General features: G+C 68.4%; 14 protein-coding genes. 7 read left to right on the top strand and 7 right to left on the bottom strand.

Features of this window, described 5'->3' with window-relative positions; all coding sequences use genetic code 11:
* Positions 1-3: 3 nt before the first annotated feature.
* From ACFOLC_RS03055 to trxA, 5 genes are all read right to left on the bottom strand, one after another.
* The gene (locus ACFOLC_RS03055; protein ID WP_386757393.1) at positions 4-807 is read right to left on the bottom strand and encodes a queuosine precursor transporter; all 804 of its coding nucleotides are present in this window, start codon (positions 805-807) and stop codon (positions 4-6) included.
* A gap of 157 nt (positions 808-964) precedes the next feature.
* Positions 965-1,669 (bottom strand): DUF502 domain-containing protein, encoded by a 705-nt coding sequence (locus ACFOLC_RS03050; protein WP_386757391.1) that lies wholly within the window; start codon positions 1,667-1,669, stop codon positions 965-967.
* A 63-nt stretch (positions 1,670-1,732) separates the two neighbouring features.
* A complete protein-coding gene (locus tag ACFOLC_RS03045) occupies positions 1,733-3,736 on the bottom strand; it encodes a bifunctional serine/threonine-protein kinase/formylglycine-generating enzyme family protein (RefSeq protein WP_386757389.1) in 2,004 nt (667 codons plus the stop codon).
* A gap of 158 nt (positions 3,737-3,894) precedes the next feature.
* Positions 3,895-4,356, bottom strand: coding sequence for a DUF4442 domain-containing protein (locus ACFOLC_RS03040; protein WP_386757387.1), 462 nt, complete (start codon positions 4,354-4,356; stop codon positions 3,895-3,897).
* A gap of 137 nt (positions 4,357-4,493) precedes the next feature.
* A complete protein-coding gene (gene trxA / locus ACFOLC_RS03035; RefSeq protein WP_386757385.1) occupies positions 4,494-5,378 on the bottom strand; it encodes a thioredoxin in 885 nt (294 codons plus the stop codon).
* A gap of 118 nt (positions 5,379-5,496) precedes the next feature.
* Between trxA and ACFOLC_RS03030 the strand changes: the two genes are divergently transcribed.
* A complete protein-coding gene (locus ACFOLC_RS03030) occupies positions 5,497-6,126 on the top strand; it encodes a DUF998 domain-containing protein (RefSeq protein ID WP_386757383.1) in 630 nt (209 codons plus the stop codon).
* A gap of 3 nt (positions 6,127-6,129) precedes the next feature.
* Here the strand turns inward: ACFOLC_RS03030 and ACFOLC_RS03025 are convergent, their stop codons facing one another.
* A complete protein-coding gene (locus ACFOLC_RS03025) occupies positions 6,130-7,422 on the bottom strand; it encodes an amidohydrolase family protein (protein ID WP_449284286.1) in 1,293 nt (430 codons plus the stop codon).
* A 360-nt stretch (positions 7,423-7,782) separates the two neighbouring features.
* On the opposite strand from ACFOLC_RS03025, the gene leuS reads away from it, so the two are divergent.
* The 6 genes from leuS to rsfS all read left to right on the top strand — a co-directional run bounded on the left by leuS (position 7,783) and on the right by rsfS (position 13,855).
* A complete protein-coding gene (leuS, locus tag ACFOLC_RS03020; RefSeq protein ID WP_386757379.1) occupies positions 7,783-10,533 on the top strand; it encodes a leucine--tRNA ligase in 2,751 nt (916 codons plus the stop codon).
* A gap of 36 nt (positions 10,534-10,569) precedes the next feature.
* The gene (locus ACFOLC_RS03015; protein ID WP_386757377.1) at positions 10,570-10,962 is read left to right on the top strand and encodes a hypothetical protein; all 393 of its coding nucleotides are present in this window, start codon (positions 10,570-10,572) and stop codon (positions 10,960-10,962) included.
* 80 nt (positions 10,963-11,042) lie between these two features.
* Entirely contained in the window at positions 11,043-11,639 is a 597-nt protein-coding gene (locus ACFOLC_RS03010; protein WP_386757375.1) for an LPS-assembly lipoprotein LptE, read from the top strand.
* A 1-nt stretch (position 11,640) separates the two neighbouring features.
* Positions 11,641-12,720 carry a DNA polymerase III subunit delta gene (gene holA / locus ACFOLC_RS03005; protein WP_386757373.1) on the top strand — a complete coding sequence of 360 codons (1,080 nt, stop codon included), beginning with the start codon at positions 11,641-11,643 and terminating at the stop codon, positions 12,718-12,720.
* Entirely contained in the window at positions 12,717-13,394 is a 678-nt protein-coding gene (gene nadD, locus ACFOLC_RS03000) for a nicotinate-nucleotide adenylyltransferase (protein ID WP_386757372.1), read from the top strand. The genes holA and nadD overlap by 4 nt, the downstream gene beginning before the upstream one ends.
* 38 nt (positions 13,395-13,432) lie before the next feature.
* Positions 13,433-13,855 (top strand): ribosome silencing factor, encoded by a 423-nt coding sequence (gene rsfS / locus ACFOLC_RS02995; RefSeq protein ID WP_386757370.1) that lies wholly within the window; start codon positions 13,433-13,435, stop codon positions 13,853-13,855.
* A 479-nt stretch (positions 13,856-14,334) separates the two neighbouring features.
* On the opposite strand, the gene ACFOLC_RS02990 is transcribed toward rsfS, so the two are convergent.
* Positions 14,335-15,888, bottom strand: a complete 1,554-nt coding sequence (locus ACFOLC_RS02990) for an alkaline phosphatase PhoX (RefSeq protein WP_386757368.1) — start codon at positions 15,886-15,888, stop codon at positions 14,335-14,337.
* Positions 15,889-15,910 lie beyond the last annotated feature (22 nt).

Raw genomic sequence — 15,910 nt, 5'->3', positions numbered from 1 at the left:
CCTTCAGGCCGCGGCGTCCGCGCGCAGCTGGCGGGCGCGGGCCTCGCCGAGGTAACGGGTGATGCCGGCGCGCACCAGGTAGATCAGCGGGATCAGCGCGATCGCGGCGAGCATCTTGTACAGGTAATTGACCGTGCTCACCGCCAGGAACAGCGAGGTCGGCCACTGCTGCGGCCCCAGCACGAAGGCGATGTACAGCACCACGAAGCTGTCGACCAATTGCGACACCGCGGTCGAGCCGGTCGCGCGCAGCCACACGTACTTCTCGCCAGTGAGGGTGCGGATCTTGTGGAACACTGCGACGTCGATCAACTGGCCGATGACGAAGGCCACCAGCGAGCCGGCGATCGTCCACAGGCCTTGGCCGAACACCGCGGCGAAGGCGGCCTGGTAGTCAGCCACACCCTGGCCCTGTGCCGCCTTGACCCACCAGTCGGCCGGCGCGATCGCGATCGCGGCGAACGCGAACACGAAGCCGTACACGATCAGCACCGCCGCCAGCCACGAGATCATGCGCACGCCGCGGCGGCCGAAGAACTCGTTGATGACATCGGTCATCAGGAACACCACCGGCCACAGCAGGGTACCGGCGGTGAAGCTCAGCGAACCGCTCTGGCCGAACAGGTTCCACTGCAGCGGCTCGATGCCGAGCGTGTCCTCGAGCGCGAAGATCTTGACGCCGATGAACTCGGCCAGCACCGCGTTGACGCAGAAGAACGCGCTGAGGGCGATGAACAGCCAGACCGCGCGATCGTCGAGCGTGCGGGAGGCGGGAACGGGGAGTACGGACGAACTTGCGTCATTCACTCGTGTCGTCCTCGGGTTATGGCATGGGCGATTTGAATCAGCCTGTTTGAATCAGTCTTTCTGAATTGGCTGTTCTGAATTGGCTGTTCTGAATTGGTCGTTTAAATCGGTCGTTCGCCATGGTCAGCCGCTGCGGCGGCATCCACTGTGCCGGTGTCTAGGTGTTATCGGGGCGCGGAGGCGAGAACGGGATGGTGTCCGGCGCGACCGCGCCACCGGAGATGATGAAGCTCATCGCCTGGTCGACGCTCCAGTCGGTCGGGGTGATCTTCTCCACCGGCACGATTTCCAGGTAGCCCGAGGTCGGGTTGGGCGTGGTCGGCACGTACACCGCGGCGAGTTCGCGACCGGTGCCCTGTTCGCGGATCACGCGGGTGACAAAGCCAATCGACTTCATCTCGGTGTGCGGGAAGTCGACCAGCACCACGCGCTGGGTGCCGTCGGGCTTGGTCTGCAGGATGTCGAGCAGCTTGCGCGCGCTGCCGTAGATGGTGCTGGCCAGCGGGATGCGCTCGATCAACGCCTCGAACCAGCGCAGCATGCGCTGGCCGAACACGCGTCGGGCCATCACGCCCGAGAACAGGATCACCGCGACGGTGGCCAACAGCGCCAGCACCGTCTTCACCCACGGCTGCACCAGCCAGGCCAGCGACTGCGGGTAACTGCTGGCGAGGTTCTGCAGCACCGGACCGATGAACGGCTGGCTGATGTCCGACAGCATCACGAACACGAATTTGACCACGACCCAGGTCAGCCAGATCGGCAGCAGGGTCAACAGGCCGGTGAGGAACAACTTCTGAAGGCTGGGTTTCGGCAGGCCGGGCTTGTGCGGGCTTGGATCGAGCGAGGGGGCAGGTTGCATGCGCGGATTGTAGGCGAGCCAGACAGCCCGGCGCCTGTCCGCGTGCGGGATGTCGCGTCCGGCTCAGCGCTCGCGCACGAGGCGGAAGCCGACATCGTCGTAGCCGCGCTCGGCGGCGAGCGTGCGCTGGACCTGCTTGCTGCGCCACGACGTGCCGCTGGCCTGCCGCTGCTGGCAGTTGCGGCCGCAGTCGCGCAGCCACATCGACAGGGCGCGGGCGGAAGTCTCGGCCGGGATGCGCTGGGCTTCCTCTGCGCTGGGCAGGCGGTAGCGCCGGCCGGTCTGGGCGCTGTACCACTGCGCGTAGGCTTGGGCGTCGTCGAGCGAGACGCAGACCACCGGTTCGCCTTCGCCCTGGTTGAAGCCCGGTGACTGCCAGGAGCGCGGCGCCAACACGCGCAGCAGCGAGGCGCGCTCGCGGCACAGCGTGGCCTCGCGCCCGTTGGCGGCGGCGAAGCGGGCGTAGTCGCCGCGCGTGACCGGTTTCGGGCTCAGTGCGACGGTGACCTTGGCGCTGGCCTGCGAGGCGGTGTTGGTGGTGGCACCGCGCGCCAGCCCGTTGGGTACGGCCTTGGCCTGGGCGACCAGGCGCGCGCTGAGCTTGCTGGGCAGGTCGAAGTCCTTGGCCAGCGCGGCAATCTGCTGCGCCTGCTTGCGGTCGCCGCGCCGGCGCGCCTGCTCCAGGCGGCCCTCGAGCGCGGCGCCGGCCTGCTCGCGCAGGCGGCGCTGGCCGTCGGAGTTGACGGTGCCGGTCTGCTGGCCGAGCGTGGTCGCGTGCACCAGCAACTCGCGGGCGCGCTGATCATTGCCATCGCGCAGGCTGCGACCGAGGTCGTTGGCGAGGGCCAGGGTGAGCGTGTCGACCGCGCGACCGACTTCCGGGTTGGTGCTGTCGGTATGCCAGGCCAGCAGCACGCTGTCGTAGGCGTTGCCGTCCTTGGGCGCGGTCAGGTGGCCCCGTGCAAGTTGCCGACGTGCGTCCTCGAGCGCGCGCTGCAACGGCGCTTCCGGCAATGGCTGCAGCATGGCTTGCGTCGGGTCTTCGCGGCTGGCAAGCGACGTTGGCGCAGCCGGATATGTGCCGAAGCGGTCATCACTGTCGCGATTGCTGAAACCCAGCCCCAGCGCGACCAGGGTCACGGCTGCGACCGCCAGGGCGGCGGACAGCGGTTTGGCCCAGCGCTGCAGCGGGCGCAAGCGTTCGAGCACCTCGATCGCACCGGTCCACGGCCGTCGATGCTGGATCGCCGCGATGGCGGCCATCATTTGCGCGGCGTCCTGGAAGCGCTGGTTCGGCTGCTTGGCGAGGGCGCGGTTCATGAACCGTTGCCAGTGGCGCAACGGCTGCGGCAGCTTCGGAATCGGATCCTGCGCGTGCATCACCGCCATCGACAACGCGTCCTGGGCCTCGAACGGCAGGCGCCCGGTCAGCATTTCCCAGATCAGCACGCCGAGGCTGTACAGGTCGGCGCGGCCGTCGACATCCTCGCCACGCGCCTGCTCCGGCGCCATGTACGCGGTGCTGCCGACCGCCAGGCCGGCGGCGGTGACGCGTGGGCCAAAGCCGCGGCGCAGGGCGATGCCGAAGTCGGCCAGCAGCACGCGCTCGCCGTCGTCGAACAGCACGTTCTCGGCCTTGACGTCGCGGTGCACCACGCCGCGTGCATGCGCGTATTCCAGCGCCGACAGCAGGGTGTTGGCGATGGCGATGACGCGCGCTTCGTCGCCGCCCAGGTCGCGCTGGCCGAGGTGGCCGCGCGCCAGGTACGGCATCGCGTAGTAGGGCAGGCCATCGCGGGTGCGGCCCACCTCGTGGATGCTGACGATGTTGGGGTGCTCGAGCCGCGCGATCGTGCGCACTTCGTTCTCGAAGCGGCGCCGGCTGACTTCATCGGCGAGCGCCAGCGGCAGCATCACCTTGATTGCGACCTCGCGCGACAACGCGATCTGCTCGCCCAGATACACCGTCGACATGCCACCGTGGTTGATGACCTGCCGCAGCCGGTATCCGGCGATCTCCGGCAGTGGTGGTGACGTGCTGTCGTTGTGGATTGCAGACCTGGACATCGCGGCCCCCTGTCGCGGACATGGAGCATACGCCGTCGCGAGTGAAAGCTCACGACATGTTCATCACATCGGCGACGCGAAAACCCCGTGAAAATGACGCTGTAGGTCAAGTTGTGCTTCTGTGCGGCAGGGCTTTGCCGACAGTGGCGGTTGCGTCTTCACGCCGTCTGGCGATTCGCTGGTTTTCGGCGTACGTACAGCTGCTTGCGCACGCGTGCGACGACGTCGCCGTCGCGATCGATGACATCGGTGTCGAACCAGCGCAGGGCCTTCTCGCCATCGGCGGTGGACGCGCGCAGTTCGTCGAGTGCGCCCGGCGACAGGGCAAAGTCGGCATGCACCGTGCCACGGCCGGGTTTGACGAATTCGATCTCGCCGGCCTTGTCCCAGACGAAGTAGTCGCGGCCGAGCGCGTTCATGGTCAACAGCATCCAGAACGGGTCGGTCATCGCGAACAGGCTGCCGCCGAAATGGGTGCCGACGTAGTTGCGGTTCCACGGCCGCATGCGCAGCTCGACGCGGGCGCGGCTGTAGTCGTCGGCGATCTGCGCGACATGGACGCCGCTGAACAGGAACGGCGGCCACAGGTTGAGGCCGTGGCGCAGGGCGCTGGCTTTCATGCGGAAACGTGAGGCAGGTGGGGCGCCTAGCCTGCCATACGCTTGCGTACAGTCAAGCGTGATGGCTTGGCCCGGGACTTCCGCCCGGGATGGGTCGATCCTAAGCGGCCGTTGGTTGCTACGTTGCCGCAGGGCGATCAGAACAGCAGCGACGACATCTTGCGACGGTAGCTGCCGACCAGCTCGGCATCCTCGATCACGCGGAACGCATCGATCAGCGCCTTGCGCGCTAGGCCATCCCCGAACGCGCGGTCGCGGCGCAACATTTCCAGGAACTGCTCGAGCCCGGCGGCGGACTGGCCGGCAACGAGGCGGTGCGTGCCGAGCAGGTGGCGTGCGCGCAGGTCGTCGGGATTGCTGGTGATCGCCGCTTCCAGCACTTCCACTGGCGGCGCGTCCTTGAGCAGCGCGGCAAAACCGAGCCGGGCGCGGGCGCGCTGGGCGCGGTCATCGGTGGCGAGGTTGGCCGGCAGGGCGTCGAGCAGCGACTCGGCCTCGGCCGTGGCGCCGGTCTGCAACAGGGCGAGGGCGAGGTCGAGCTTGAGCTCGTCCTTGTCCGGTGTAGCTGCGACTTCGCCGCGCAGGCGCACGACTTCGGCGTGCGGGTCGAGCGGTGCTGCGGGTGTGGCTTCGGTCTCGGCCTCGGGAGGCGCCGCAGCGGCGGCTGGCTCGATGCCGTGGTGCTTGAGGAATTCGCGGATCTGCCCCTCCGGCAGCGCGCCGGGGAAACCGTCGACAAGCTGGCCGCCCTTGACCAGGAACACGGTCGGGATCGAGCGCACCTGGAACGCGCCGGCCAGCTGCGGCTCCTTGTCGACATCGACCTTGGCCAGCTCGAAGGCGCCGTGGTAGTCGCCGGCGAGCTTCTCCAGGATCGGCCCGAGCGTCTTGCACGGCCCACACCACTGCGCCCAGAAGTCGACCAGCACCGGCGTCTGCAGCGACTTCTGCAGCACCTCGTTCTCGAAGGTGTCGGTGGTGGCGTCGAAGACGTGGGGCAGGGCGGTGGCGTCGGCGGTCATCGGCGGTGGCTCGTTCGTCGGTTCGCAGGGGAGTCGCAGGCGACATGGGGGCGGGCGGCGGACTTGGCAAGCGGACTTGGCAAACCGGCCGCAGTCGCCGGCACGCTAGCATGATGCGATGACTCGTCTCTCTTGGTTCGATCGTTACGCCGGCGTGCTCGCCGCGGTGTGCTGTGCGGTGGCCGTCATCGGCTTTGGCGCGGCTTTCGAGGTGTACTCGCATGCGCAGCATCCGCTGGCGCTGCTGGGTGCGCACGGGGTGCAGCGGGCGTTGGCGTTCAATCTGTTCGCCTTCGTGATCCCCGGTGCCGTGGCGACGGCCATTGCGCTGCGTCTGCAGGCGCGCTTGTCGAAAGCGCCGCAGCTGTTAAAAGGCGGGATGGCAGGACGCATCGGTGGCTGGTTGCTGGCGATCTCGGCGCTGGCCTTCACCGCACAGGGGCTGTTGCCGGTGGACCCGGCCGAGCTTGACGGCGGCCACAGCCAATGGCATGCGACCGCCTGGACGCTGTGGTGGCTGGCATTCCTGCCGGGCGCGCTGCTGCTGGGCTGGAGCGTGCGCTCCGTGCCCGGCTGGCGGCGCACCGGTCAGGCGCTGATCGTGGCCGCGCTGCTGGCCATCGTGCTGAACGCGATGCCGGCCGCGCTGTTGCCGGGCCCGATCGCGCAGCGACTGCTGCTGGTGCTGTGGTGGCTGTGCTTCGTGGCGGTGTCGCGCTCCAGACGCGAACGCGACACCGCACGCTGACCGTTACTGCGGCTGCTTGTAGACCTTGCCGTCCTTCATGACGAAGGCCACCTTCGTCACCACGGCGATGTCCTCGAGTGGATTGCCCGGCACCGCGACGATGTCGGCACGCTTGCCGGTCTCGATCACGCCTTGGTCGTCGACGCCGAGCACTTCGGCGGCGCGGATCGTGGCCGCCTGCAGCGCGACCGACGCCGGGATGCCTGCCTCGACCATGTAGACGAACTCGCGCGCGTTGTCGCCGTGCGGGCCGACGCCCATGTCGGTGCCGAAGGCGATCTTGACGCCGTTCTTGTAGGCCCTGGTCGCGGTGTCCTGGATCAGTGCGCCGATGCGCGCCGCCTTGGGGCGCACCACCTCGGGAAAGTAACCGTCGAGCTTGGCCTTCTCGGCGACGAAACGGCCGGCGGAGATGGTCGGCACGTACCAGGTGCCCTTCTGTTTCATCAGCGACATCACATCACTGCTCATGTAGGTGCCGTGCTCGATCGAGGTCACTCCGCCGAGCACCGCGCGCTTCATGCCTTCCTCGCCGTGGGCGTGCGCGGCGACGCGGTAGCCGTAGTCCTTGGCGGTGTCGACGATCGCCTTGACCTCCTCGACGGTGAACTGCGGCGCGTCGCCGGACTTGGCGTACGACAGCACGCCGCCGGTGGCGGTGATCTTGATGACGTCGCTGCCTTCCTTGTAGCGCTGGCGCACGGCCTGGCGCGCGTCGTCGATCGAGTTGATCACGCCCTCGGTCGGGCCGGGCGGGCCGATCAGGTGCGAGAGCGCGTCGTTGTAGCCATTGGTGGGATCGGCGTGGCCGCCGGTGGTGGCGATCGACTTGCCCGCGGCCCAGATGCGTGGGCCGTCGACCAGGCCCTGGTTGATCGCGTCGCGCAGGTGCGGGCTGACCTCGCCGCCGAGGTCGCGCACGCTGGTGAAGCCGGCCTGCAGCGTCTTGTTGGCAAAGCTGACCGAGCGGTAGGCGTAATCGACCTCGTCGAGGCGGAAGCCCTCGGAGTAGCTCTGCGGGCTGGACTGGCTGGCCAGGTGCACGTGCAGGTCGGTCCAGCCCGGTGAGCAGGTGTGGCCGGACAGATCGAGGCTCTGCGCGTCCGGCACCGTGACCCGGCCGGGCAGGACTTGCGCGACCTTGCCGTCGCGCACGACCACGGTATGCGCGTCGAGCAGCTTGCCACTGCGGGCATCGAACAGCTGGCCACATTGCAGGGCCTTGGCCGGTTCAGCCGCATGGGCGGCATGGGCGGACAACGCGACCGCCAGTGTCAGTACAATGGGTTTCAACACGAATCCTCTCCCCCGTTTGGATGCGTTCGATTGAAGCACACCCCGTCACCGCGACGATGCGGGCGCGGCCACAGAACGCGGTATGTCGGCAGGGGGCGGGCAAGCAGGGCATCGCCGGCGGGGGTGCGGTACCGCGTGGCATGGATGGCCGCATCGCGATCGGCCCGGGTCACCGTCCAGGTTTTCGGCAAACTTGGCAAAGGCTTGGGCGGGACGCGCGGGGCCATGCAAGCAGGCTGCCGCGCGAGAGGATGGGGCTGCGGGCAACGGCCGCGCCAGGCCCCGGCGCTGCGCGCATGGCGGCTCATGGTGCGCTGCGGTAGGCTTCCCGGTCTTTCCCCCAATCAGTCCTCTGCCGCCGTGTCCGCCGAAGCCGTCAACGAAACCCGCCCGTTCGAACCCCAGGCCATCGAGGCCGCCGCCCAGGCGTACTGGGAGACGACCCGTGCCTTCGAGGTTTCCGAGGACTCGGCCAAGCCCAAGTACTACTGCCTGTCGATGCTGCCGTACCCGTCGGGCGCGCTGCACATGGGCCACGTGCGCAACTACACCATCGGCGACGTCATCAGCCGCTACAAGCGCATGATCGGCTTCAACGTGCTGCAGCCGATGGGCTGGGACGCGTTCGGCCTGCCGGCCGAGAACGCCGCGATCAAGAACAAGACCGCGCCGGCGAAGTGGACCTACGCCAACATCGCCCACATGAAGGCGCAGCTGCAGCAGATGGGCTACGCGATCGACTGGTCGCGCGAGTTCGCCACCTGCCAGCCGAGCTACTACGTGCACGAACAGCGCATGTTCGTGCGCCTGATGAAGCAGGGCCTGGCCTACCGCAAGAATTCGGTCGTCAACTGGGATCCGGTCGACCAGACCGTGCTGGCCAACGAGCAGGTGATCGACGGCCGCGGCTGGCGCACCGGCGCATTGGTCGAAAAGCGCGAGATCCCGCAATGGTTCCTCAAGATCACCGACTACGCGCAGGAACTGCTCGACGGCCTGGACAAACTCCCCGGCTGGCCGGACGCGGTCAAGACCATGCAGCGCAACTGGATCGGACGCAGCGAGGGCCTGGAAATCCGCTTCGACGTGCGTGATGCCGACGGCACCACGGTCGAGCCTTTGACCGTGTTCACCACGCGCCCCGACACGCTGATGGGCGTGACCTTCGTCTCGATCGCGGCCGAGCATCCGCTCGCGCTGGCGGCCGCCGCCAAGGATGCCGACTTGGCCGGATTCCTGACTGACCTGAAGAAGGGCGGCGTCACCGAAGCCGAGCTGGAGACCCAGGAAAAGCGCGGCCGCGACACCGGCCTGCGCGCCGTGCACCCGATCACCGGCGAGGAACTGCCGGTGTACGTCGCCAACTTCGTGCTGATGAATTACGGCACCGGCGCGGTGATGGCGGTGCCGGGCCACGACCAGCGCGACTGGGAGTTCGCCACGCGCTACCAGTTGCCGATCAGGATGGTGATCGTTCCGACGCCGGTGCGCGATGCGCTCGCCGAGATCGGCCAGCACCTGGCCCGCCACGACGACCCGATGCGCAGCGCGCTCGGCGAGGCGGCGGCGGTCGACGTCTACGACACCACGGCCGCGGTGCAGGTGGTGGAGGAATTCGAGCGCCGCATTGCCGAGGAGTCGGCGTACACCGAGCGCGGCTGGCTGGTGAACTCCGGCGAGTTCGACGGCCTGGATTTCCAGCAGGTACTCGATGCCCTGGCTGCGCGGTTCGAGGCCGACGGCCGCGGCCAGCGCCGCGTCAACTACCGCCTGCGCGACTGGGGCGTGAGTCGCCAGCGTTACTGGGGCTGCCCGATCCCGGTGATCCTGTGTGGCAAGTGCGGCGACGTGCCGGTGCCGGAAGATCAGTTGCCGGTGGTGCTGCCGGAGGATGTCGCGTTCAGCGGTGTCGCTTCACCGATCAAGTCCGATCCGAACTGGCGCAAGACCACCTGCCCGCAGTGCGGCGGTGCGGCCGAGCGCGAGACCGACACCTTCGATACCTTCATGGAGTCGAGCTGGTACTACGCGCGCTACACCTCGCCGGGCGCGGCGCAGCAGGTCGACGAGCGCGCCAAGTACTGGACGCCGGTCGACCAGTACATCGGCGGCATCGAGCACGCGATCCTGCACCTGCTGTACTTCCGCTTCTATCACAAGCTCATGCGCGACCAGGGCCTGGTCAACAGCGACGAGCCGGCGATCAACCTGCTGACCCAGGGCATGGTGATCGCGGAAACCTTTTATCGCGACAACACCGACGGCTCCAAGGACTGGATCAACCCGGCCGACGTCGAGGTGATCCGCGACGAACGCGGACGCATCACCGGCGCCACGCTCAAGGCCGACGGCCAGCCGGTGGTGATCGGCGGCACCGAGAAGATGTCGAAGTCGAAGAACAACGGCGTCGACCCACAGCTGATGGTTGGCAAGTTCGGCGCCGACACGGTGCGGTTGTTCTCGATGTTCGCCGCGCCGCCGGAACAGTCGCTGGAATGGAACGAGGCCGGCGTCGAAGGCATGTCGCGCTTCCTGCGCCGCTTCTGGCGCGAGGTCATCACCCACGCTTCGCAGCCGGACCACCCCGAGGTCGATGCCGGCAGCCTCAATTCCGCGCAGAAGACCCTGCGCCGGCAACTGCACGAGACCATCCAGAAGGTCGGCGACGATTACGGCCGCCGCCACAGCTTCAACACCGCGATCGCCGCGTTGATGGAACTGCTCAACCACGTCGGCAAGTTCGACGACATGAGCGATCAGGGCCGCGCGGTGCGCCACGAGGTGCTGCAGGCGATGGTGCTGCTGCTCAATCCGGTCACCCCGCACGTCTGCCACTCGCTGTGGCAGGCGCTGGGGCATGCCGAGACCCTGCTCGAGGACATTCCGTTCCCGCAGGCCGATGCGTCGGCGCTGGTGCGCGATGCGGTCACGCTGGCGGTGCAGGTCAACGGCAAGCTGCGCGGCACGATCGAGGTGCCGGTCAACGTGAGCAAGGAAGACGCCGAGCGACTGGCGCTGGCCGAACCCAATGTCGCCCAGTACGTCGAGGGACTGACCGTGCGCAAGGTGATCGTGGTGCCGGGCAAGATCGTGAATATCGTGGTGGGATGACAGCGCGGCATGGGTAGGACGTTCTCGCCCGAGCTCATGCAGAAGTTCAATTGCCTCGCTGCGCGGCATGGCGATGAGACCGCCGCCCGGTTCGACCCGGGCGTCGTGTTGATCGCGGTCGCCGGCGGCGTCCTCGCCTGGTGGTTCGTGGGTGCAAGCGCGCGTCGCCAACTGCGTAAACATCCCGACAAGGCGTTCGCCCAAATGCTGCTGACGGGACTACTGGCCTTCCTGCCCGCAGCCTTGCTCATCGAAGGTCTGTCCGATGGTTCGCTGCTGCTTGCGACGCGACGTACGCCGGTCGTGTTGTTCGATTGCGCCGCAGGCAAGTTCTGGATGTTCGCCGGCATCTATTACTTTTCTGCCGTGGCGATGATCTCCCATGCTGTGGCGTCATGGTCATTCTGGAGGGGATCGGCCCGGAGCTGATCCTGAACGTGATGTGGGTGGGTGCCCGTCGTCACGCGACAGCTATTGATGCGCTCCGGCGCCTCGTCCAGACTTCACGCATGACCTTTCGCTCTCTGTTCACGCGGGCTGCTCCCGTCGCTCTGGTCCTCGCCCTGTCGGCCTGCGGCTTCCATCTGCGCAATGCCCTGGTGCTGCCGCCCGACCTCGGGCCGGTGCGCGTGGTCTCGGTGGACCGCTACAGCCCGCTGGCCGAGTCGCTGGCGCAGGCGCTGACTCGCGCCGGCGCGACCCCGGCGACCGAAGAAACCGAAGACGCGACCGTGCTTGATCTGATGGCCGAGCGCTGGGGTGACCGTCCGGTCAGCCTCGACGCCCTCGGCCGCGCGCAGGAGTACAGCCTGCGCTACGCGGTGACCTTCGAGCTGCGCCGGCCCGACGGCACCACCACGGTGCCGCGGCAGACCATCGAGCTGTCCCGCGATTACGTCTCCAACCCGGTGCAGTCGATCGGCACCGAGGGCGAGCGCGAGATCCTGCAGAAGGAGATGCGCCGCGAGATGACCGCCTCGGTGCTGCGTCGCCTGGATGCGGTGGCGCGCCGTGCCAGCAGCGTGCCGGCCCCGGCCCCCGAGGCGGCGGTGCCCAATGAGGCCGCCATCGAGGCCGCTGTCGACGACGACACGCAGCCGCACTGACATGGAACTGAAGCCGGAGCAGCTGGTCGCCCAGCTCGGGCTCGATCAATCCAGCCCGCCACCGCTGCGCCCGGCGTACCTGATCGCCGGCCCCGAGCCGCTGCGCGTGCTCGAGGCGGCCGACGCCGTGCGCGCCGCGGCGCGCCGGCAAGGCATCAGCGAGCGCGAGGTGTTCGAGGCCGAAGGCAACCAGCGCGAGCCCGACTGGAACGCGCTCGAAGCCAGCTTCCGCGCGCCCAGCCTGTTCGCCAGCCGACGCCTGGTCGAGCTGCGCCTGCCCAGCGGCAAGCCGGGCAAGGAAGGTGCCGAGGTCATCAGCGGCTTCTGTGCCGACCCGCCGCCGGACGTGGTTCTGCTGGTCAGCGCCGGCGAATGGAGCAAGCAGCACGGCGGCAAGTGGAGCGAGGCGATCGGCCGCATCGGCCAGGTCGCGATCGCCTGGGCAGTCAAGCCGCACGAGCTGTCGGACTGGATCGAGCGGCGCCTGCGCACGCGCGGCCTCAAGGCCGATCATGCGGCGGTGCAGAGCTTGGCCGACCGCGTCGAGGGCAACCTGCTGGCCGCGGCGCAGGAGATCGACAAACTGGCGCTGCTGTCCGACGGGCAGGTGCTCGATGTCGAGCGGATGCAGGCGCTGGTCGCCGATGCCGCGCGCTTTGACGTGTTCCGCGTGGTCGACGCGGCGATGAACGGGCAGGGCGCGCAGGTGTCGCGCATGCTCGCCGGCCTGCGCGCCGAGGGCGAGGCGGTGCCGGCACTGCTCGGCATGGTGGTGCTGGAGTTGCAGCGCACGGCGACGCTTGCGCGGGTGCAGGCGCGCGGCGGCAATCTCGCCGCCGAGTTCAAGGCGCAGCGGATCTGGGATTCGAAGCAGCCGATGTACCGGCGCGCGCTGCAGCGCCATGTCGCGCCGCGCTGGGATGCCTTTGTCGCCCAGGCCGGCCGCGTCGATCGCATCGCCAAGGGCCGCATGCGCGTCGGCGAGGAGCCCGGCGATGCCTGGCTCGCGCTGGAGCGGCTGCTGCTGGCCGTGGCCGAACCACGTGCTGCACGGCTGCTGTCGGCTGCCCGCAGCGGATGAGTCTGCGGGTCTATTACGGTGGCACCTTCGACCCGGTGCATGCCGGGCACTTGGCGGTCGCGTGCGCGGTGCGTGACGCCCTTGATGCCGAAGTCCGCCTGTTGCCGGCGGCCGATCCACCGCACAAGGACGCGACCCATGCCGATGCCGTGCAGCGTGCGCGCATGCTCGACCTCGCCGTGGCCGGCGAGCCGGGGTTGAAGGTCGATCGCCGCGAACTGGGACGCGACGGGCCGTCCTACACCGTCGATACCCTGCGTGAGCTGCGCGCCGAGCTGGGTGCACAAGCGCCCATCGTGTGGATGCTCGGCGGCGATTCGCTGCTGCAGCTGCACGGCTGGCACCGCTGGCGCGAGCTGTTCGAGTACGCCCACATCCTCGCCGTGGCGCGGCCGGGATCGCGGCTCGACGCCGACGCCATCGCGGCGGAAGCGCCGCAGGTACAGGCCGAGATCGGTCCACGCTGGCGCCCGGCCGAAACCCTGCGGTCCACACCGGCAGGCGGCTTCGCCGTGTTCACGCTGGTCCAGCAGCGCCCGGAATCGTCCACCGAGCTGCGCCGCCGCATCGCCGCGGGCGAGCCCTGGCGCGACTGGGTGCCGGCCACGGTGGCTGAGTACATCTCCCGTCACGACCTGTATGCGGGCCGGGAGCCGGCATCGGCTCCGTTATAATCCACAGGCCATCCCCCCGTACTGCGAGCCCACGTCCCTTGACCACCCAAGCGCAAGTCATCAAGACCCGCCTGCCCAATCCGCCGCCGCCGGTCGAAGTCCTACTCAAGACGGTGCATGCCGCGGTCGAAGAGCTCAAAGCCAAAGATGTCGTCGAGATCGATGTGCGCGGCAAGAGCAGCGTCACCGACTACATGGTGATCGCCTCGGGCACCTCCACCCGCCACGTCAAGTCGGTCGCCGACGAGGTGGTCAAGTTCGCCAAGAACCTCGACGTCATGCCGCTTGGCGTGGAGGGCGAGCGCGAAGCCGAGTGGGTGCTGGTCGACCTGGGCGATGTCGTGGTCCACGTGATGCTGCCGCGCGTGCGCGAGTTTTATGCGCTGGAGCGTCTGTGGACGGTTGGCGACCAGCCGCCGGGCGACGACGAGTACGAGACCGATGCGGAGGAGCGCCTTTGAGGCGTCGGGTCATCGGTTGAGTAGAGAAACGGCGTCCTTGGGGCGCCGTTTGTATTTTGTCTTCGCGGTTGCCTTGCTCGTCATTCCCGCGAAGGCGGGGCGAAGCGCCGCTGCTTGCGAGCCATTGGCTCGCGCGGCGTTGAGCGCCATCGGGCTATGCCCGATGGCCGGGGATCGAAGGTCCAGGGACTTTTCACGCTTTACCGATCGCGTTTAAACAGCAACATCCAATGCTTCCGTCCGCTGACGCGGCCGGGTCACTTTCTCTTGCTGGCCCAAGAGAAAGTAACCAAAGAGAAGGGCTTTCCTCGACACATCAGCCCCACGACCGGAACGGCTGAGGGGATTTTCCGACTCGCCATCCATGGCTCGGTCGGAAAACGGCACATCCCTGTGCGCCGCCCTTCGGGTCTGTATACGGAATCGGCTGTTTGAAACAGCAGCCGCAGTTACGACTCACCGTTCCAGGCGACGAAGCCCTACAAATGCCCGCGCTCCCACGGTCCAGTGATCGCCACGGTGATGCCCGGGGTCTGGATGTTGACGAACAACGTGCGGCCGAACGGGTCCCAGCAGGCGCCGCAGAATTCGCTGTCGCGGTAGTCGCCCTCGGCGATGGTCTTGCCGGCGTTGGCGATCTGGGTCGAAGTCAGCTCGACGTTGTTCTTGCAGAAGTAGAACGACTCGCCCTGCCGGGTCAGGCCGATCAGGCGCGCGCCGGGACCGTACTGGTCCGGGCTTTCGCCGCCGTCCTCGCACAGCAGCACGCCGCCGCGCGCGCTCACCGTGACGTTGTCGGGGTTGTGCGCGGCCAGCTGGTTGCCGCTGACGAACAGCGCGCGCAGGCGCTGGGTGGCCAGGTCGAGCACCCACACCGCGCCGTTGCCGCGGCCCTTGCGGCCACGGCTGTCGACGCCGGTGCTGGTGTCGACGATGAACATCTTGCCGTAGCTGTACCAGATGCCCTCGCCGCGGCTCATGCGCAGCGCGCCCTCGCTCCAGCCCTGCGCGAAGGTGCCGCTGAGGGTGTCGCCGGCGGAGATATCGGGGAAGCCGGCCGGGGCGACGATGGTGTCGAGGTCCGGATCAGGAACGTCGACCCATTCCAGTGCGTACTCGGTGCCGATCGCGGCGACGATGAGGTCGGCGTTGGGCTTGCCGCGCACGCGTGCGGCCTGCAGGCGGCCGCCGTGTTCGAGCGAGCCGTAACGGCCGGCGCGGTCGTTGGGGATGTAGCGGTACAGGCCGGATTTGTTGCGGTCGTCCTCGGTCAGGTAGACGACGCCGGTGCGCGGGTCGATCGCCACGGCCTCGTGGCTGAAACGGCCCAGCCCGACCAGCGGCCGGCCGCTGGTGCGTTCGGCATCCGGGTGCACCTCGAACACGTAGCCGTGCTTCTTGCCGGTGCTGGAGACCGCGTTGGTCTTGATCTCCTCGCAGGTCAGCCAGGTGCCCCACGGGGTCGGGCCGCCGGCGCAGTTGACCAGGGTGCCGCCGAGGCTGGCCTCGATGCTGCGCCATTCGCCATGGCGGTAGGTGAGGGTGGTGGTGCCGCCACCGGCGACCTGGCCGCCGCCGATGTCGCCGGTGTCGTACATGCCCGGCGCCTGGATCGGGGTGGCGCCGCCGCGCTCGTGGTTGCGGATCAGCACCAGCTCGTGGCCGCGGCCATTGCCGTGACCACGCGCGTCGTCGCGGTCGTGCCGGCCATGACCGGGGCGGCGCACGCTGACCACGGCCATGCCGTCGTGGCGGTCGGGGCAGGGGCGGCCGTCGCGCATGCGGTCGCCGCTCCAGCCGAATGAGCGGTAGCTGAAACCGCGCGGCAGCTGCAGCAGCGGCAGGCCGGTGGCCTGGTCGGCGACCGGGGCGAGTGGGCCGTAACGGCCGGGGATCGGGGCGAGCCGGGTCGGGTCGGTGGCAGCGAGCGCCTGACGCGAGTAAAGCGCGCTCAGGCTGCCCATGGCACCCACCGCCATCGCGGCGGCACTGCCTTTGAGGACCTGGCGGCGGGAGAGGTCGAACGCATCCATCTGCAACTCCTGCGGGGCTGGG

Origin of the sequence: Lysobacter cavernae (genome assembly GCF_042648505.1) — a bacterium.
GTDB classification, from domain to species: Bacteria; Pseudomonadota; Gammaproteobacteria; order Xanthomonadales; family Xanthomonadaceae; genus Lysobacter_L; species Lysobacter_L cavernae.
This window is presented reverse-complemented; position numbering and strand designations above follow the sequence as displayed.